Genomic DNA, 20,414 nt, shown 5'->3' with positions numbered 1-20,414 from the left:
ACGGATTAAGGCAAAATTAAAAATGAGTCCGGTACAATACCGAACTCATTTTACCCACGCTGCCTAATGAAATAACCGTGTCTAACTTTTAGGGGTCACTTCATCTGGGTAGCATTTTTTATTGTTAAATAGACTTTTACTTAAGGGATAACTTGCTAGTTTAATAAAATTCCCAAAATAATCTTTTGTAAAGCGCTTGCAATTTTTAAAAACCTAGAGTTATAATACTTGTATACAAGTATACTTGATTAACAGGAAGGTGTAGATATGACTGATTTTTTATATCCATCAAAATGGCTCTCAAAGGCTTCTGCTGGCGATCGTGTGACATGTGAGCTTAGAATGCGAATTATTTCTGGTTTAATTGAAAGCGGTGCCATTATTTCTGAAAATAAACTAGCTGCAGATTTTGCTGTGAGTCGTTCACCTGTTCGTGAAGCGTTAAAAATACTTGCATCAGAAAACATCATCCGACTAGAACGAATGGGTGCCGTGGTCATTGGGTTAACTGAAAAAGAAATTGAAGAAATATATGATGTTCGTCTACTTATTGAAACATTCGTGTTTGAACGATTAGTAAGAATGGACGTGACTGAATTAGTAAAGGAACTTAGTAAGATACTTGAAATGATGAAAGTCGCTATTAAGTATCAAGATGCGGATGAGTTCTCTTATCAGGATCTCCTATTTCATGAAACGATTATTCGCTCCATCAATCATTCGTATATGCTAATGATTTGGAATAACCTAAGACCTGTCATGGAAAGCTTCATTCTTTTATCCATGAGAGCACGTTTCCAGGAAAAGTACGAAGACTTTGAGCGAATTATTAAAAATCACGAATTGTATATTGAAGCCATTCAAACAAAAGAAAGAAACCTCATGGTTCAATCTTTACATCAAAATTTTGATGATGTTCAAGGAAAAGTAGATGATCTTTGGATGTCACAACAAATGCTTTCTAAAGGAGTAGAGAAGGAAAATGACTAGCTATATGTTAGGTGTAGACATAGGAACAACCAGTACGAAAGCCGTTCTTTTTACTCAGAATGGCGAAGTGATTCAAACAGAGAATATTGGCTACCCTCTTTACACACCCAATATTTCAACTGCTGAACAAGACCCGGAAGAAATTTTTCAAGCAGTTTTGAAAGCCGTTTCAAACATCACAAAGAAAAACGCACATAAAAATATAGCCTTTGTTTCCTTCAGCAGTGCGATGCATAGCGTGATTGCTATCGATACAGACGATCAGCCACTTACAGCATGTATCACTTGGGCTGACAATCGCAGTGAAGCTTGGACGCATAAGATTAAAACGGAACTGAATGGTCATGAGGTGTACAAACGCACCGGAACACCTCTTCACCCGATGTCACCATTAAGTAAAATGGCTTGGATCACCAATGACCGCCCAGAAATTGCTACAAAAACAAAGAAATACATCGGGATAAAAGAATATGTTTTCAAAAAGTTATTTAACCAGTATGTGGTCGATTATTCCCTTGCATCTGCCATGGGCATGATGAATCTCCAAACCTTAGATTGGGATGAGGAGGCATTATTGATTGCAGGTGTTACGAGAGATCAATTGTCACAGTTGGCCCCAACCACACAAGTGTTCACAGACCTTCATCCAGATTTTGCTACACAAATGGGACTTGATGCCAAAACTCCTTTTGTTATCGGTGCAAGTGATGGCGTCCTTTCCAATCTTGGAGTGAATGCCATTCGCAAAGGTGAAATCGCTGTCACAATTGGTACAAGTGGAGCGATTCGAACCATTATTGAGAAGCCACAAACCGATGAAAAAGGACGAATTTTCTGCTACGCACTAACTGAAAATCACTGGGTTATTGGTGGGCCAGTAAATAATGGTGGAATGATTCTTCGTTGGATTCGTGATGAATTTGCTTCCTCAGAAATAGAAACAGCAAAAAGACTTGGAATTGATCCGTACGAGGTATTAACGAAGATTGCGGAACGCGTAAGACCAGGTGCCGACGGCTTGCTTTTCCATCCTTACCTAGCTGGTGAGCGGGCTCCACTTTGGAATCCAGATGTACGTGGTTCATTCTTTGGCTTAACGCTCTCACATAAAAAGGAGCATATGATTCGCGCTGCTCTAGAGGGCGTCATCTACAATTTATACACGGTTTTCCTAGCTCTAATAGAATGCATGGAGGGTCCTGTCACTCGCATTCAAGCAACAGGAGGATTTGCTAGATCTGATGTATGGCGTCAAATGATGTCTGATATTTTCGAATCTGAATTAGTTGTTCCAGAAAGCTATGAAAGCTCTTGTTTAGGTGCATGTATTTTAGGCTTACTTGCAACAGGAAAAATTGAGTCATTTGAAATTGCTTCTGAAATGATTGGCAGCACTTACAAACACACACCAAATGAAGAGGCGGTAAAAGAATATAGACAGCTTTTGCCGATTTTCATTAACTTATCAAGAGTGCTAGAAAATGAATATAAACAAATTGCCAATTATCAAAGAGGCTTAATACAAAAATAAATTATTTAGGGGGAAACTACGATGCCATTAGTTATCGTCGGAGTAGGAATCATCGCTTTACTCATTTTGATCATGGGGTTAAAATTAAACACATTTATTTCATTAATTATCGTTTCTTTCGGGGTGGCTTTAGCACTTGGTATGCCATTAGATGAAATCGTTACAACCATTGAAGCAGGTTTAGGTGGTACGCTCGGTCACTTAGCATTGATCTTTGGACTAGGTGCCATGCTAGGTAAATTGATTGCAGACTCTGGGGGGGCGCAACGAATTGCGATGACCCTAGTTAACAAATTTGGTGAGAAAAATATTCAATGGGCTGTTGTAGCCGCTTCATTCATTATCGGTGTCGCTTTATTCTTTGAAGTAGGTTTAGTTTTATTAATTCCGATTGTATTTGCGATTTCAAGACAATTAAAGATTTCTATTTTGTATCTTGGTATACCAATGACAGCTGCTTTATCTGTAACACACGGGTTCTTACCTCCACATCCAGGACCAACAGTAATTGCTGGTGAGTATGGTGCAAACATTGGTGAAGTGTTACTTTATGGTTTTATTATTGCCATTCCAACCGTTATCCTAGCTGGACCTGTATTTACAAAGATTGCAAAGAAGTTAGTTCCTGCCTCATTTACAAAAACAGGTAATATTGCTTCATTAGGTGAACAAAAATCATTTAAGCTTGAAGATACACCTGGATTTGGTATTAGTGTGTTTACCGCTTTACTTCCTGTTATTTTAATGTCCATCGCTACGATTATTACTTTGCTTCAAAAAACAATGGGCTTTGAGGATAATAGTTTCCTAGCTATGATTCGCTTTATCGGTAATGCTGGTACTTCTATGTTGATTTCCTTATTATTTGCCGTTTACACGATGGGATTAGCAAGAAAAATTCCAATCAAAAACGTAATGGAATCTTGTACAACAGCTATCTCTCATATTGGAATGATGCTATTAATCATTGGTGGAGGTGGTGCCTTCAAGCAAGTATTAATCAACGGTGGCGTAGGTGACTATGTAGCTGAGTTGTTCAAAGGAACTTCTTTATCACCAATCTTACTTGCTTGGATCATTGCAGCAATTCTACGTATTTCTCTAGGATCTGCTACTGTGGCTGCCTTAACAACAGCTGGTTTGGTAATTCCGATGTTAGGTCAAACGGATGTAAACCTTGCACTTGTAGTACTCGCAACAGGAGCTGGTAGCTTAATTGCTTCTCACGTAAACGATGCGGGCTTCTGGATGTTTAAAGAGTATTTTGGTTTAAGCATGAAAGAAACATTTGCTACATGGACATTGCTAGAAACGATTATTTCTGTAGCTGGATTAGGATTTATTCTATTATTAAGCTTGTTCGTATAAAAGGAGTCGAAGTTAGATGTACAATACCATTGGAGTCATTGGTTTAGGGGTTATGGGAAGTAATATTGCCTTAAACATGGCTAATAACGGTGAAAAAGTAAGCGTCTACAATTACACAAGGGACTTAACTGATCAGCTTGTTCAAAAACTAGATGGTCAGTCTATCCATCCTTTCTATGATATTGAGAATTTTGTTCAATCGTTAGAAACACCTAGAAAAATCTTTCTTATGGTCACAGCAGGTGCTCCGATTGATTCTGTGATTCAAGCCTTGCTTCCTTATCTTGAGACAGGCGACGTTATTATGGATGGTGGAAACTCCCACTACGAAGATACCGTACGCAGATATCAGGACCTAAAAGCAAGTGGGATTGGATACCTAGGAATTGGAATTTCTGGTGGAGAAGTTGGGGCTTTAACTGGCCCCTCCATCATGCCAGGTGGAGACCAAGAAGTGTACGATAAGGTCGCTCCTATTCTAACAAAGATTGCTGCACAGGTAGACGGGACACCTTGCTGTGTATATATTGGACCAAAAGGTTCTGGTCATTTTGTTAAAATGGTTCATAACGGAATTGAGTATGCCGATATGCAACTCATCACCGAAGCTTATTCATTTTTAAGAGATACCTTGCATTTATCTTTGGATGAAATTGCGGATATCTTTGAAACTTGGAATCAAGGAGAATTGAAGAGTTACTTAATCGAAATCACCACTGAGATTTTAAGAAAAAGAGACGATTTAACTGGACTCCCACTTATTGATGTGATTCTAGATAAGGTCGGTCAAAAAGGAACAGGTAAATGGACGAGTATTCAAGCGATTGACAATGGAATTGCTACATCCATCATTACCGAATCACTGTTTGCTCGTTATGTCTCTTCTTTAAAGGAAGAACGAGTGGCCGCTGAAGAAATGCTAGAAGGACCATCCACTCTACATTTGAAACGAAACAAAGATAAATATATTGAATACGTCCGACAAGCGTTATATATGGGGAAGATTTGTGCATATGCTCAAGGCTTCAACCAATATAAAGCGACTTCAGAGCTTTATGATTGGAATCTTCCATTAGAAGATATTGCGCTCATTTTCCGTGGTGGCTGTATCATTCGAGCGCAGTTCCTTAATGTCATTAGTCAAGCTTATAAAGAGAATCCACAGCTTTCTAACTTGCTTGTTGCTCCTTTCTTTGCTGAAAAAGTAAAGAAATACCAACAAGGATTAAGAAATATCGTATGTGAGGGAATTCAATCAGGGATCTCCTTCCCTTGTTTAAGTGCTTCCCTCACCTACTACGATAGCTATCGAACCGCTCGTTCACATGCGAACCTTTTACAAGCCCAACGTGATTATTTTGGAGCACATACGTATGAGCGAAATGATCGGGATGGGAATTTTCATACCGAATGGCAATAATATAATTGGTGCTGACCCTTTGTGGTCATGCACCTTTTTTTGTATAATGACACCATGTAGGGAAAGGTGAGATGAAATGAGCCAGCATAAATACGCAAAACTAACAATAGTAGAAACTAGCGATACCCACGGACAGATCTTCCCTATTTTATATGGAACCAATACATACGAATCCATTGGTTTAGCCAAAATCGCTACCTATATACGACACCTCCGTAGAACGGAAAAAAACCTCCTTCTCATTGATAATGGTGATAGTATTCAAGGCACACCATTAACCTATCATTATGTAAAAAAGCAAAGTCATTTACCTAATCCCGTGATTCTAACTTTTAACCAACTACATTATGATGCAGCTATCATTGGAAATCACGAGTTCAACTATGGCCTGTCTACTTTAAAACAAAGTGTCTCTGAAACTCAATTTCCCATTTTATCTGCCAATATACTTAACAATCAAACAAAAGAACCTTATTTTGGAAAACCCTACACCATAAAAATACTCCCAGAAGGCATAAAGGTGGCCATTTTAGGTTTAACCACGCCTTATATCCCAAACTGGGAAAAAGCAGAGCATATAGAAGGATTAGAATTTGAGGATGCTGTGGCAAGCGCTAAAAAGTGGATCCCTCGCATCAAGGAAAACGAACAACCAGACCTTTTCATTGTTTCCTATCATGGTGGCTTCGAAAGAAACCTTCAAACAGGTGAACCAACCGAAGCAATCACAGGAGAAAACCAAGCCTATCAACTATGCCAAGAAGTAGAAGGCATTGATGTGTTATTAACGGGACATCAGCACCGCTTATTGGCCGATGAGCTAAACGGTGTAACCATCGTTCAACCTGGAAACTTTGGAGCTTTTATGGGGCAGGTTGATATAGAGTTTACCATGGATTCAGATCATAAATGGAAGTGCCTTTCTAAAAAAGCCTCTCTTGTTCCGGTTAAAGAATGGAAAGAGGATGAAGAAATAGTACGCTTGATTCTACCTTACGAAGAGAAAACGCAAGCATGGCTCGATCAACCCATCGGACATATTCAAGGAGGTATGATCATAAAAGATCCCTTTCTTGCTCGCATAAAGGAACATCCTTTTATAGAGTTTATCAACCGTGTACAAATGGAAGCAAGCCATGTTGAGATATCCAACACCGCTCTGTTCAGCAATCATGCCATTGGCCTTCCAACAAACGTAACGATGAGAGATATTGTTTCAAATTATATCTATCCAAATACGTTGATGGTCTTAGAGCTATCAGGTCAGGATATTAAGGACGGATTAGAAAAAAGCGCCACTTATTTTATTCTAAACGATCAGGGAGAAGTAGCCGTGAATCCCCAATTCATCGACCCAAAGCCACAGCATTATAATTATGATATGTGGGAAGGCATTCAATACACAATTGATGTTGGAAAACCAGCAGGTGAACGGGTTGTTTCTCTAATGAAGAATGGTGAAGCTTTGGACCTGAAGCAGATGTATCACGTGGTCATGAATAATTATCGAGCCACCGGTGGAGGAAACTATTCCATGTATAAAGGAAAGAAAGTCATCAGGGAAATTCAAACCGACATGACTGAACTGCTTGCTAATTATTTTTCCAAGAATGGCACAATAAAAGCTACCGTCAATAATAATTGGAAGGTAATCCAAACGTAAAGAAATAAGAGGCAAGGTTTCCTTCTTTGCCTCTTAACATCTTCTTAAAGAACAAAAGAGGCCGTGATTACACCCAGGATAATAGCGAAAACAATACCTATTACAACTGCTATTACGTTTGATTTTCGGGTATAACCTTTAAATTCATTACTACTTATGGAACTGTCAATTTTTCGAAAACGAATGATAGAAGCAATATTTATAACTAACAGAACGATAAATAGAAGTGTAATTAAAAAGGCGATCTCCCATTGAAGGGGTTGCTCTGGCATACTACGGTTCCAGTAGGATTGCATAAACATAAAACCACCCAGAATGATATTCCAAATGAAATTTGTTTTCCTTTCTTTGTACCATTCACTGCCCATTTTCCCCTTTTCATAAACGGCTACCTTCTCGAAAATTGGGATTAGTGACTTTGTTGTGTCCCCTCTTACAAGCCCAACAATCCCCTGAAATGCTAAAAGGATACCAACAACGAAGGGAAATTGAGAGCCTGATATGGAGGCGATCTTAACCACAGTGAAAAATAATATTACACTTATAATTATAAGAATGTTGGTGACAAGTAACTGCTTTAACCTCATATTACTTATTTCTTTATGGTTCATTTGCGCGTCCCCCATTCCGATATGGAACTTCTATATACTAATAAGAACATATTCACCTATACTACGATTCTAAAACCATTATGTTGTCAAAATCTTGTAATTTTTTTCACAAAAAAAAGAGTCTCCATAAATGAAGACTCTCACCTTACTACACTGTCATTTTCCAACTAGAAAACGCTAGCCAATTTTCTTGTTCCTTATAATCCGGCATAATTTTCCCAACAAGTCTCCAAAAAGAACGGTCATGATTTAAATGCATCATATGGCACATTTCGTGCACAACTACATAATCAATGACCTTTTGGGGAGCCATCGCAAGCTTCCAGTTAAAAGTTAACTGGTGATTGGAATCACAAGTTCCCCATGTACGATTGCTGTCATTAATACGAACCCCCTTTGGCTTTATTTTAAAGTTGCTTTGATATGACTTGATACTCTTCTCTACTAAGATCTTACATTGCTGATAGTAGAAACGCTTCAGTGCCTGTCTGATTTTTTCTTCCTCTAACTCTTTTACATAGATAAACAGTTTATTATCTTCAAACTTCACCTGATTCTGAGTAAGACTCGCGTCGTGAAAGATTTGGATGGGGTAGGTGTTTCCTAAATAAAGAAAACTTTCGCCATGGTCATACACCTTTTCCTGTGGTCCAAGCGCTCTCGCCTTCATTTCCTTAGACTTTTCTTGAATCCATTCCCATTTTTCTTCAATAAATAAAAGCACATAAGCATTGGGTGTTCCTTTAGGAGCCTGTACCTCAATATTTCCATAAACATCTATGGTAATTCCAATAGACTTACGTTTTTTGTAGTTTATATTGTAACTGATGGTTTCACCTTCATAGTTGTGTATCATGTCATCACCTTTATCTTCTCAAATGCTATCCCCTTCATTTTATGATGATTATTCCGGAATTTCTATATCTACTTTATTCAGTATCATCACATGCTCCTGGTAAATATCATCTACAACATACGTATTGCCATTCACTGTTCGTTCTGGAAATACTTCTTTTCCCGATTGGTCATGAGGGATCCACCCATAATAGGCATTTTGCGAAGGAAATAAGTCATTGAAGAATAAGCTAGATTGCCCTACTCTATCTTCTATTAAAACTGACCTTAAAACGAGAGCCCAATCCTTTGGTAGTTGTAATATTCCGTAAGACTTTTCTCTTAATGAGATTTCCTTTTCCATTTGAATTCTTGGAGAATAATGTTCCACCCCATTGGTCATTCCATAGTTTCTATTCCTAAGCAAGTAAAACTGAATCGCTTGCAGATGATCGTCCGGATGCGCATTCCAAACAATAGCGAATGAAGTAAGGTCCTTTCCGTTTACCTTCCATACTTTTGGTTCACCTTTTGTATCGATCGTTAAGACTTGCCATTGATGATTCCTCCAGCCCCAGTAGCTTAGTCCATAATCCTCATTAACTGAAATATATGGGACAACCACATGATGTGTGTCAACAAATAAGATATCTTGGATGACCTTTGCTCCTGCTTCTTCATAGGTCCTATTAATCTCTTGAACGATTTGCTCATTAGAGAGAAATGGTTTAGGCGGCCAAAAAAAGAACCAATACACTAAAAAAGTTGTCAGTGATACTGCACCGAAAGCTATGAGTAGCCATATATTCTTCTTTTTCACGATCAATTGACCTCCTCAAGAAACGAATCGGCTGATCTAAAATACAATTCCTTTTCCATTGTTTTAATTAATAATCCTTTTCCATCACTTTCAATATATATAACTGGGCTTTTCCCACTGCCCCACTTTGATGCCACCCCTGTAAGCTGATATGGGAATCGTTCATTTCGTTCATTAGATTCCATTTCCATATAGGTCTCTTCATACCAATCTTGACTATATACCATTTCAACCGTCATATTAGGGAGTTGATCCTTTAAGGTTACTTTATTTATCTTTTTCTCAGTAGCAGAAGGGTGAACTGGAATCGAATAAGCATTCTCGATATTTGACAGATAGGTAGTTGCTACCTTTTCAGGATAAAATACATGCTCTAACGGTACAGCAAGTAACGTCGTTGCTATGAAAATAACATTCGCCCCAAAACCTAACCAAGCATGCGATCGGTATGTCTCCCATCTTCCTTCTTTCCTCTTTAGAATGAAATACAATATCCACACACCCAGAGGTAATATAGGAAGCTTTACCACCGTATCAAACATGGGCCAATTTATATTAAATGAAAAAAGCCCTATGTATAAAACGACGATAACTTTCCAAGCTTTTAGTTTAATAGCTTTTTTTTGATAGATATGAAAGGAGATTATCCCTATACTCACCCAAGCTATAAGATCTAAGATGATGGTAATTATGTTAAAAGTAAAGTCTACAGTCATTGATCCACCCCCCGTTTTTACGTCACAAAACAAACACTATTATTTTCCAATTTTACCATATGAGGTGCTACAATATATGTATTCATTGGTGAAAGGATGGATTCTTCTGCTTATTTATAATATCCTAATACCTTTATTATTTATTGGCATATTATATTTACTTTATAGATGGAGTAAAGAACTTGAAAATCGAAGTTTTACTGTGTTTATATATTTTTTAGTTAGTACGAATATGGGTCCCCTTTTTTCAACTTCAACTGAGGATGGGGGAGATTTCACCTTATGGTTTCCGATAGGATTCGTTATGGTATTGATTTACCTTTATGCTTGCAAGCGTCAACATCCTGCGAAAATAAAGGCCAGTGCTTTAGGTCTATGTGTAGCGATTGTTAAGATGATTCAAGCATATCAATAATGCGTACCCACTAGTCGTAAGTAGTTAGGCTTTGAAGTACAAAATTAGAAAAACTTGAAAAAGATAAACGGAGAAATTCCGTTTATTTTGGGAAATACCAACATTTCCCGCAATATAAGCGGAGTTTTTCCGCTTATAGGAACCGAATCTTTAGATTTAGGTATATATAGAGAAGTTAATCGGAATACATCCGCTTATATCTGCTTCTTGAGCACCTACTAAACACATTAACCGGAATTTCTCCGCCTATGAATTCCTATATCTCCTCGAAAAAGTCAATAATGATTAACAACAGACCATTACAGTTATGGAAATCCTATATATTCAAAAAAATACAGTCCAATTCAGTTGCGAATTGGACTGCATTTTTTTGTACTCGAAAACCGAACCCGCTACTCTAGTCGGATAGAGTTTCTATGTTATTCAAATAATGGACTTACCGCTTTTTCACTATGAATGCGGTCTATCGCTTCTACTAGCAATGGGGCAACAGATAAGCAAGTGATTTTCTCAAGCTGTTTCTCTTCAGGTTGTTCAATCGTGTTAGTCACAACCAGTTCTTTAATTGGTGACTGTTCAATTTTTTCAATTGAGTTCCCTGTAAATACTGCGTGTGTACAGCCAGCATAGATAGCTTTTGCACCGTGTTCGGCTAATGCTTTTGCTGCAAATGTGATCGTTGTTCCTGTATCAATGAGGTCATCAATAATGATGGCGTTTTTGCCTTCTACATTCCCAATCACATCGTACGTTTCATGTCCGCCTTCTTCTGGTTTTCTTTTATCGATAAGAGCGATTGGAGCATTTAGAGTATTGGCCAATTTTCTAGTTCTTCCGATACTCCCATTGTGTGGAGCCACTATGACCATATCTTCTAGCCCTTTTTCCATAAAATATTGCGCAAGAACGGGCACACCGATTAAATGCTCCACAGGGATATCAAAGAAACCTTGTAGCTGAGGAGTATGAAGGTCCATTGTAAGAACTCGATTTGCTCCAGCAGATTCTAGTAGATTGGCTACTAGTTTAGCTGTGATTGGCTCACGAGAACGTGCCTTGCGATCTTGTCTACCATAAGCATAGTAAGGAATTACAACATTAATAACACCTGCGGATGCTCTTTTCAACGCATCGATCATAATTAAAAGCTCTAAAATATTATCATTTACAGGGTACGAAGTGGATTGAACCACAAATACCTCACAGCCGCGGACACTCTCTTCAATATGAATTTGAATTTCTCCATCGCTAAACTGTGAAACAGAACAATTTCCCATTTTACAACCTAAAATCTCCGCCATCTCTTCAACGAGCTTACGGTTTGAATTCAATGAAAACAACCTAAAATTATTACTTAATTGATAAGGCACCTTATATCCCCCATACTCTTATTCATTCTTTTTCGATTCATTTATGATTCTTCATACATTCTCTTTACCTGTCTGTTTTTCCTGCTTATACAGTGAAAATTGTTGATTTTTGTCACAACCTGTCTTAATTATAACCTATTTAGGTGAGTTTTGAGAATCTTCATTATGCTTCCTTAGTTCGTATCAATTATATCGTATAGATTTCCCTTCATTTGATCACCCATTCATTCAATATGCATAACACTGATAAAAGACCAAATTTTCCTGGTTCTTACGCTAAAGCTCCACGAATGCCCCATTCCATGTCCTTCTCTTTGACATATAAATAAGCAAGCTAGTTTTTTGTCTTGAGATTGGAGGAAAAAAATGTGCATGAATATATGATTGAACCGTGGGATCATCTAGTCGATTCAGCCACTAGCGAGGCAGACCTAGAACAATATGTCCCACCAGAGCTTGAAAAAATGGCCTATGAAGTCATATCAAATTATGATATGACCGTCTCTGAAATGACTCTTATCACCTCAAAGCCCGATAAAGGCGGAGCTATATGGAAAATAGAGACCAACCACGGACCACGTAGTATCAAGGTTCTTCACCGCCAGCCAACAAGGAGTTTATTTAGTATTGGTGCGCAACTTTATGTTGTTCAGCAGGGAGCACGAGTTGCCTCCCTTATTCCCACAAAGGAAAATCACCTCTACGTACAAGCAGGAGGCAAGTTATGGATTGTCACCGATTGGGTAACTCCGCTTGAACAACTAATGAAAATTGATTTAGAGGCAGCCTCTGCACTTTGCAATGGTCTAGGAGAATTCCATCGTCATACAAAAGGATATATTCCACCAACAGGCTCAAAGAAGTCCTCTCGACTATATCGATGGAATCAATATTACGAGAAAATGATTCAAAAAATAGGTTGGTTCCGAGATATTGCCCATGCTTACCCTGAAACGATCGCGAGTCCACACTTACTTTCTGTTGTAGACAAATTTGAAAAGCAAGCCTTTGAAATGTATGAAAAATTTAAGCAATCCGCATATCGAAAAATGATTGCAAAAGGTGAAGCACATTGGGGCTTAGCTCACCAAGACTATGGATGGTCTAATGGACAACAAGGACCTGGTGGAATCTGGGTCATCGACTTGGATGGAGTTTCTTATGATTTACCTATTCGTGACTTGCGAAAAATTATTACAAGTACAATGGATGATATGGGAACCTGGGATCTCGAATGGATACGAGGTGTAATAGACGCCTACCACCAAGCAAATCCAATCGATCAAGAAACCTTTGAATTACTATGGATTGATATGGCGTTTCCAAATGAGTTTTATAAGCATGTAAAAGAAGTCGTTTTCGAACCAGTTACTTTTATGAACACTGAACTTGATGCCATCTTAGACAGAATCACTCTAACAGAATCCAATAAATGGGAGGTTCTATCCGAATTAGCCAAAGACAAAGAGAAGTACCTTCCAGGTGATTATACAGAGGAAGAAGTCATCTATGATGTAACTCCAAGTGCTGTCGTATTAGGCAATACCGAATTACTAGTCAAAAATAATAATGAATTCCAAAAGTCCGATCCAACGAAATCACAACAAAACGTTACGTCCACTATCGAAGAGCCTAAGGAATCTAAGTCTAAAGAGTCTAAAGAGTCTAAGTCTAAGGAATCTGAAAGAATGAAATCCCTTCAAGCTCAAGAAAGTTTGCGTTCAAGAATCCAAAGAATCAAAACGGAACCGTCCCTCAAGTCTAAAAGAAGTAGCAATAAAGATCATATGGTCGACCTTGATCTCCTACTAAAATCTATTCTAGAAGATGATCTTCCAAAATTGCTTAAGAAAATGAATGAAGAGAAACCGTCCAAAGTTCAAAAAAATACCGAACGTCCCTCTTCGTCTAAACTAGTTAAGAGACAAAAGTCCAATGCTGAATTTGAAAGTATTGTAGCAAAAGTCCAAAGAAAAAAACTAGAGTACGAACGTAAGGCCAAAAAGAAAAAATAAAGTTTACTTTCTACGAAAAATAAGAAGAAGGGAGAACGCACATGAATGTGTTGCTAATTTGTACAGAAATGCTACCTGTCCCTAATATTAGAGGTGGCGCTATCCAAACGTATATATGCGGTGTTTCCCACTTATTAAGCGAGCAACATCAAATTACCATCATCAGTAGAACAGACCCGGATCTACCAGACGAAGAGGTTGTTAATGGTATTCGTTACGTCCGTATTGACTCTCAAAGGTTACTAGATGTCTACAAGCAAGGTATTGTGAAATATTTGTCAGAAACAGAAGAGCAATATGATATCATACACATTTTTAATCGTCCAAAGCTAGTCCTTCCAGTAAGCGAACTCGCTCCGAACTCTCGAATCATACTAAGCATGCACAATGATATGTTTAAGCCAGAGAAGATTAGCCGGGCTGAAGGAGCAGCGGCTGTAGAAAAATTAGAGACAATCATAACCATTAGTAAATATATTGGTCAAACCATTGTATCTTATTTTCCAGAAGCAGCGCCCAAAATCTTCCCGATCTATTCCGGTGTAGACTTATCTAAGTTTGCTCCTTGGACAAAATCAGAATCTGCTCTACAGGCAAGAAAAGCCATTCGTTCCAAATACGACTTAGGCTCCAAAAAAATTATCTTATTTGTTGGTCGTCTCTCAAGAAACAAAGGTCCACATGTTCTTGTTAAGGCCATGTCACATATTAAATCAAAAGATGCTGTACTCGTTATCGTAGGGGCAGCCTGGTATAGTGACGATAGGATTAGTGATTACATCTCCTATACGCGTGCACTGGCAGAAAGATCACCTATTCCGGTTATCACTACTGGATATGTTCAAGCAGATGAGGTTCACAATTGGTTTTGTGCCGCAGATGTTTTTGTTTGTACATCCATCTGGGAAGAACCACTAGCTCGAGTTCATTATGAAGCCATGGCGGCAGGGCTTCCATTTATCACTACCGCTAGAGGTGGGAATCCAGAAATCATCCTGAACGATAATGGCTATCTTGTCCAAGACCCAGAAGATCCTATTGAATATGCAAACCACCTAAATAACATGCTAGCAAATTTAGAGTCTACCAGGGAAATGGGGCTTCGCGGTCGAAAACTCGTTGAAGAAAATTTCACTTGGAATCATGTAGCCAATAATATCCTTTCAGTCTGGGAGAGAAATCCTTCCGGAAATTAGCAGCCAAAGGAAGTGTGCATTATGAAAATTCTTGTCACAGGGGCTGCAGGTTTTATCGGGTCTCATCTCTGTGAGCGCTTGCTACAAAATCCACAAAATGAAGTGATAGGTATTGATGTGTTTTTGCCAGTGGGTACTTCAAGATGGATTCGTGAACGAAACCTTCAAAACCTACTTCACTCTACAAGGTTTACATTTGTTGAAGAAGATTTACAACATGCGAATTGGGACACTTTACTCGAAGGAGTAGATATCATCTACCATCTAGCAGGTGTTCCCGGTGTACGATCTAGCTGGGGTCAGGACTTCACATTGTATGTATCCAATAATATTATTGCAACTCAAACGTTATTAGAAGCATGTCTTAAGTTTCCGATAAAAAAATTCATTTATACCTCGACCTCTTCCGTCTACGGTCAAAAGGATGGCAAAGTATCCGAAACATCTGAACCAACACCATTATCTCCATATGGGGTTACGAAACTGTCTGGTGAACATTTGTGTCGAGTATTTTATCAAAACGATGGGCTCCCCATCACGATCTTACGATTATTTACCGTCTATGGTCCAAGGCAGAGACCAGACATGGCCTTTCATAAATTTATTAAACGAACACTTTCTAACGAAACCATAGAAATATATGGTGATGGACAGCAAACAAGGGATTTCACTTTTATTAGCGACTGTGTTAACGCAATTGCCTCTGCAGCTATCTCTGACGACATTGTAGGAGAAACGATCAATATCGGCGGAAAAGAAAGGGCCTCCCTTTTAACTTGCTTATCCATCCTAGAAGACGCCCTTGGCCAAAAGCTTAAGTGTAGATATACAGGATCCACTTATGGAGAGCCACGTCATACTTGGGCTGATATTTCGAAAGCACAAAAATTATTAAATTACGACCCACAGGTTACTTTAAAGGAAGGCCTATTGAAGGAAATTGAGGATGTAAAGGATTTGTATAAGAAGACATAATAGGCTGCAGATTATCTATTTAATAACAAAATAAGGAGCCTGATATATTGATCATATCAGTCTCCTTTTTTAATAAAGTCATCTTATGGAAAAACTACATAAATGGGACATTAAACTACTAGGATATCAATCATTTGGAAAAGATGTCATATCAATGAGGGTGACTAGTGGTGCGAATGAGGGAAATGAAGATTTATGTAATAGAAACTTTTAGACTTAACGTCTCCACGATCTCGGTTACATTTTTCCCGTCCATAATAAACTGTAAGAATGTACGTACTTCCTCTATGGACATTCCCATATCTTTAGCCTGTTTGATTAGTTGAATCCATTCCCCGTCAAGATTCTGAATCTCTTTCATGGCTTTCCTCCTATATCATTACAGTCTCATAGCTTTAATCATAAATGGTGAAGGTTAAATTAAAGTTAAGAAATTGGAAAATTATAATAAAAGGAGAAAATTAAACTTTTACGAAAGAAATTTATATCCAAATCCCCTTACTGTAATAATATACTCTGGTTTAGACGGATTTTGCTCAATCTTTTTTCGCAAGGTACTGATATGAACGGACACTGTTTTTAAATCACCAAATTGGTCTTCGCCCCAAATTAAGTCATATAACTGCTCGGTACTAAATACTCTTCTTGGATTGGAAGCGAGTAAAATTAACAACTGTATCTCCTTTGTTGATAAATGGATGGGTTTCCCTCCAACGGCTACCACATATTGTTCTATATCAATATGTAACTCTCCCCATGTAATCATTTGTGTGTTCTCTTCCTCAGACGCGTTCTGCTGGATGCTGCGACGCAAATGTGCTTTTACCCTTGCCATTAATTCTCCTGGATCAAATGGCTTTGTTATATAATCATCGGCACCGATCTCGAGCCCGCGGATTTTTTCACTTTGTTCTCTTTTGGCACTTAGAAAAATCACTGGGATGTTGATCTGTTTCTCTCGTAATCTCTCACAAACCTTAAATCCATTCATTCCAGGAAGGAGAATATCTAGAATCACAAGATCTGGCATAACATCTATGATACCAGTTAGTGCCTCTTCTCCATTGGCAAATGAGATCACCCGATACTCCTGTTCAAGATAGAGCTTCAATAAATTCTGTATATCTACTTCATCTTCAGCAATAACAACTGTTCTCATTTATTCTCCCCCAGTTCCCCAGTATAGATAGGCAATGTGAAATAGAAAGAACTTCCCTGTGATTCCAAGCTTTCAGCCCAAATAATCCCTTTATGATTATCAATAATCTCCTTCGCAATAGCTAGCCCCAGTCCAGCATTCCGATACGTATCATATTGTTCAGCATCCGCTCGATAGAAACGGTCAAATATATATGAAAGTGATTCGGCATCAATTCCTATTCCATTGTCATGAACACCAATGACTAAGCTCTGATTACGGTGACTGTCCCCAATCTTTTCCAAGGCCGATGCGATTTCCTCTTGATGTCCCTGTCTTTTATAAAACTCCTCATATTCAATGACATCAATCTTAATGATTCCATTCTCTTTTGTATACTTAACCGCATTCGAAATTAAATTCTCCATCACCTGCCTCATTCGGTTCAAATCCATTAAGAGGACCCATTCATTTTGTTCTACCGAAAGCTGGTGATCAAACTGAAATTCAATGTTCTTATTAGTAACATCTGCTTTAAATTGATATAAAAATTGAATAAACTGCTGAACAGATACTTTGTTCCAAGAAAAACTCGCCTCCCTTTCTTCTAGTCTAGAAAGGTCATGTAGATCTTGTATTAATCGGTCAATATAGATGGTTTTTTCATGGATAATTTTCAAATATGTTTGGTCACAAGGTTCAATCACCCCATCTAGCATCGCCTTGACGTACCCCTGAATGGACGTCAAAGGCGTACCTAAATCATGGGAGATATTCGATAATAGATGGCGACGTGACCTCTCCATACTTACCAGCTTTTCTGTACTGATTTGCAGTTCTTCCGTTCTTTTTTGTACCCTTTCTTCGAGCTCTTCATTTAATAAAAGCGTGGCTCGTTCTGCGTTTTCTTTTTCCATTTGAATGATTTTTACTCGATCAGCTAGTGCCAACGAAAAGAGAATCATCTCGATCAGTGATCCTATTAAGGAGGCATATCGTGTAAAAGTATTCATTGGCAATGTTCCTGCGTCTGACAAGGATGAGACCAAGCTAGTTAGTAAAAAAATAATCCAGGCAAAAAACAAGTAACGAGCCGCCTTATTCCCTCGCTTCCAACAAAGTATTGTCGTAGTTAATACAACAGGAATAAAGAGAATAGTAGAAAAGGTAACAAGATGTAAAGCAATAGAATAGGACATCAATAGCACAACGAGTATTGCTATATTGAATGCGGTAAGCATATGAAGAATTCTGCTCCAAAACTTTGCATACTGCTGAACATCAAGAAATTTATTCACAAATAGAGCTCCGGCCAAGTTAGAGAAAGCAATGGAAAATACAATCGAGCGATTATTCCACCATGGGAAGTCCGGCCATAAAAATTGATAAGCAAATCCATTCAGTGTTAATTGCGTCATACTAAATGCAAAGATTAACAGGACATACCATAAATAACTTCGTAAGCGTAAGGAGGAATACAAAAAGATGTTATAAACAACCATTACAAGCGTTGATCCATAATAAATCCCGAATAGCAGATACTCTATTATGCTTTTTTCCGAAAAAGCTTCTTCATTCCATAGTACAGCGGATAGCTGTAAGGATCCTTCACTTTTTATTTTGACATAATACGTTCTTGTTTCCTTTTCAGGTAGGGTTAATTCGAATGTCACATGCCGATGCTTTCGATCTCTCTCGGAAAACGGAAGTAAATCACCACCATAATAGGCTGTATACTTATTCCTTCCCGTTTGTTCATATAATGTAATGGAGTCGTGAGGGGCATAAGGAAATTCTAAAATATATTCATCTGTGCTAAGTTGATTGTCTATTTCGAAGCGCATCCAATAGACAGATGACTTATAACCATAACTAGGAATGCCTTCTTTATTTTCTGTAAACTGGTTGGAAAAAGTGGATGAGGACACATCGTCGATCGTAAACTTTCCCTCTTCATCCTCAAGTATTTCCATATTTTCATAGATCTTATATTCCCCCACTTTTTCTTGGTTGATGATTACGGAAGCTTGGGCTTCATTTATGATTCCACCGCATATGATGATCATTAGTAAGGAAAGCATCAACAATATTTTTTTCATCGTGGAACCTCCGTTAGGCATGTCTAACCAATAATTCTATACAAATGTTCCAATTTCCTCCAACGTAAGAAGTAATACCTATTTCCTATTCTCTACTTTTTTTATTGAAATTTTCATTGACATTCTACATAACTAGATTTATATTAAAAACATAAACGATATTGATAATCATTATCAATAAAATTCCAGTAACGAAATATATTATTAAAGGAGAACCCCTCATGAAAAAACTATTAGTTCCATTTTTGCTATTGCTTGTTCTTGTTATCAGTGCTTGTGGCAACCAAGCAGAAGAAACTGATAACAGTTCAGAAACACCGAAAGAAGAAGAAACACCTACAACGATTACATACGAGTCTGAAACAGGCCCGGTTGAAGTACCTGCTGATCCACAAAGAGTGATCCTTCTTTCTGGTTTTACTGGAAATGTATTAGATTTAGGAGTGAATGTTGTTGGTGTTGATGTATGGTCGAAAAATAATCCAACCTTCGCAGAAGAACTAAAAGATGTGGAAGAAGTTTCAGATGAAAATTTAGAAAAAATCATTGAATTAGAGCCCGATCTAATTATTGGACTATCTAATATCAAAAACCTCGATAAATTAAAAGAAATTGCTCCAACTGTAACCTACACTTGGGGGAAAGTTGATTATTTAACGCAGCATATCGAAATTGGGAAACTATTAAATAAAGAAAAAGAAGCTCAAAGCTGGGTTGATGACTTTACCAAGCGTGTAGAGGCTGCAGGTGAAGAAATTCGTGCTAAGATTGGTGAAGACGCAACCGTATCTGTCATGGAAAGCTATGGCAAAGACCTTTATGTATTTGGTGAAAACTGGGCACGTGGCACAGAAATCATATACCAAGGTATGAAACTAAAAATGCCTGAAAAGGTAAAAGAAGTGGCTCTTGAGTCTGGATACTATGCCTTATCTACTGAAGTGATTCCTGAATACGCAGGCGATTATGTGATTCTAAGTAAGTACTCAGATGCAGACACTTCTTTCCAAGAAACAGAAACCTACAAAAATATTCCAGCGGTAAAAAACAACCAAGTGTTTGAGATGCCTGGTGAAGGTGCGTCCTTTAGTGACCCGGTTACACTTGAAAAGCAGTTAGAGTTTATTAAAACATCTTTTTTAGGTAATTAATAAGAAAAGCGCAAGCGCCCTGGTCAGCGCCGTATGGCCTGGAGCGCTCCAACTGAGATAAAGGAAACACGAAGAGCCAGAGGCGATTCGATGTTGACTTAT

17 protein-coding genes are annotated in these 20,414 nt (G+C 38.1%); 9 read left to right on the top strand and 8 right to left on the bottom strand.

The features are described from left to right. Positions 1-267: 267 nt before the first annotated feature. The 5 genes from ACQ5H4_RS23095 to ACQ5H4_RS23075 all read left to right on the top strand — a co-directional run bounded on the left by ACQ5H4_RS23095 (position 268) and on the right by ACQ5H4_RS23075 (position 6,972). Positions 268-990 carry a GntR family transcriptional regulator gene (locus tag ACQ5H4_RS23095; protein WP_430777194.1) on the top strand — a complete coding sequence of 241 codons (723 nt, stop codon included), beginning with the start codon at positions 268-270 and terminating at the stop codon, positions 988-990. Then, on the top strand, positions 983-2,521 hold the full coding sequence (gene gntK / locus ACQ5H4_RS23090; protein WP_430777193.1) for a gluconokinase: 1,539 nt from the start codon (positions 983-985) through the stop codon (positions 2,519-2,521). The genes ACQ5H4_RS23095 and gntK overlap by 8 nt, the downstream gene beginning before the upstream one ends. A 21-nt stretch (positions 2,522-2,542) precedes the next feature. Further along, on the top strand, positions 2,543-3,889 hold the full coding sequence (locus ACQ5H4_RS23085) for a GntP family permease (RefSeq protein WP_430777192.1): 1,347 nt from the start codon (positions 2,543-2,545) through the stop codon (positions 3,887-3,889). A 16-nt stretch (positions 3,890-3,905) separates the two neighbouring features. After that, positions 3,906-5,309, top strand: coding sequence for a decarboxylating NADP(+)-dependent phosphogluconate dehydrogenase (gnd, locus tag ACQ5H4_RS23080; RefSeq protein WP_430777191.1), 1,404 nt, complete (start codon positions 3,906-3,908; stop codon positions 5,307-5,309). Between the two features lie 76 nt (positions 5,310-5,385). Further along, positions 5,386-6,972, top strand: coding sequence for a bifunctional metallophosphatase/5'-nucleotidase (locus ACQ5H4_RS23075; protein ID WP_430777190.1), 1,587 nt, complete (start codon positions 5,386-5,388; stop codon positions 6,970-6,972). Positions 6,973-7,016: 44 nt separating this feature from the next. Here ACQ5H4_RS23075 and ACQ5H4_RS23070 read toward each other — a convergent pair whose 3' ends face one another. The 5 genes from ACQ5H4_RS23070 to ACQ5H4_RS23050 form a co-directional block, all read right to left on the bottom strand. Continuing rightward, positions 7,017-7,583, bottom strand: a complete 567-nt coding sequence (locus ACQ5H4_RS23070) for a hypothetical protein (protein WP_430777189.1) — start codon at positions 7,581-7,583, stop codon at positions 7,017-7,019. Positions 7,584-7,731: 148 nt separating this feature from the next. Then, on the bottom strand, positions 7,732-8,439 hold the full coding sequence (locus tag ACQ5H4_RS23065; RefSeq protein ID WP_430777187.1) for a M48 family metallopeptidase: 708 nt from the start codon (positions 8,437-8,439) through the stop codon (positions 7,732-7,734). 48 nt (positions 8,440-8,487) lie between these two features. Beyond that, complete coding sequence (locus tag ACQ5H4_RS23060; RefSeq protein WP_430777186.1) at positions 8,488-9,237, bottom strand: hypothetical protein; 750 nt, start codon at positions 9,235-9,237, stop codon at positions 8,488-8,490. A 2-nt stretch (positions 9,238-9,239) separates the two neighbouring features. Further along, the gene (locus ACQ5H4_RS23055) at positions 9,240-9,953 is read right to left on the bottom strand and encodes a hypothetical protein (RefSeq protein WP_430777185.1); all 714 of its coding nucleotides are present in this window, start codon (positions 9,951-9,953) and stop codon (positions 9,240-9,242) included. Positions 9,954-10,787: 834 nt separating this feature from the next. Beyond that, positions 10,788-11,738, bottom strand: a complete 951-nt coding sequence (locus ACQ5H4_RS23050; RefSeq protein WP_391558714.1) for a ribose-phosphate diphosphokinase — start codon at positions 11,736-11,738, stop codon at positions 10,788-10,790. A 368-nt stretch (positions 11,739-12,106) separates the two neighbouring features. On the opposite strand from ACQ5H4_RS23050, the gene ACQ5H4_RS23045 reads away from it, so the two are divergent. From ACQ5H4_RS23045 to ACQ5H4_RS23035, 3 genes are read left to right on the top strand one after another with little or no spacing between them, the layout of a single operon-like run. Next, entirely contained in the window at positions 12,107-13,753 is a 1,647-nt protein-coding gene (locus ACQ5H4_RS23045) for a CotS family spore coat protein (protein WP_430777184.1), read from the top strand. A gap of 41 nt (positions 13,754-13,794) precedes the next feature. Further along, complete coding sequence (locus ACQ5H4_RS23040; protein WP_430777182.1) at positions 13,795-14,949, top strand: glycosyltransferase family 4 protein; 1,155 nt, start codon at positions 13,795-13,797, stop codon at positions 14,947-14,949. 21 nt (positions 14,950-14,970) lie between these two features. Next, complete coding sequence (locus tag ACQ5H4_RS23035; RefSeq protein WP_430777181.1) at positions 14,971-15,924, top strand: NAD-dependent epimerase/dehydratase family protein; 954 nt, start codon at positions 14,971-14,973, stop codon at positions 15,922-15,924. A gap of 193 nt (positions 15,925-16,117) precedes the next feature. Here the strand turns inward: ACQ5H4_RS23035 and ACQ5H4_RS23030 are convergent, their stop codons facing one another. The 3 genes from ACQ5H4_RS23030 to ACQ5H4_RS23020 form a co-directional block, all read right to left on the bottom strand. Beyond that, positions 16,118-16,285, bottom strand: coding sequence for an anti-repressor SinI family protein (locus ACQ5H4_RS23030; RefSeq protein WP_430777180.1), 168 nt, complete (start codon positions 16,283-16,285; stop codon positions 16,118-16,120). Positions 16,286-16,393: 108 nt separating this feature from the next. Then, positions 16,394-17,083 carry a response regulator transcription factor gene (locus ACQ5H4_RS23025; protein WP_430777179.1) on the bottom strand — a complete coding sequence of 230 codons (690 nt, stop codon included), beginning with the start codon at positions 17,081-17,083 and terminating at the stop codon, positions 16,394-16,396. Further along, positions 17,080-19,161, bottom strand: a complete 2,082-nt coding sequence (locus ACQ5H4_RS23020) for a 7TM diverse intracellular signaling domain-containing protein (RefSeq protein WP_430777178.1) — start codon at positions 19,159-19,161, stop codon at positions 17,080-17,082. Before ACQ5H4_RS23020 ends, ACQ5H4_RS23025 begins: the two co-directional genes overlap by 4 nt. A gap of 221 nt (positions 19,162-19,382) precedes the next feature. Between ACQ5H4_RS23020 and ACQ5H4_RS23015 the strand changes: the two genes are divergently transcribed. Next, positions 19,383-20,312, top strand: a complete 930-nt coding sequence (locus tag ACQ5H4_RS23015) for an iron-hydroxamate ABC transporter substrate-binding protein (RefSeq protein WP_430777177.1) — start codon at positions 19,383-19,385, stop codon at positions 20,310-20,312. The last annotated feature ends 102 nt before the right edge of the window (positions 20,313-20,414 follow it).

The sequence above is a fragment of the Bacillus coreaensis genome (genome assembly GCF_050586445.1).
In the GTDB taxonomy this organism is placed as follows: domain Bacteria; phylum Bacillota; class Bacilli; order Bacillales; family Cytobacillaceae; genus Robertmurraya_A; species Robertmurraya_A coreaensis.
This window is presented reverse-complemented; position numbering and strand designations above follow the sequence as displayed.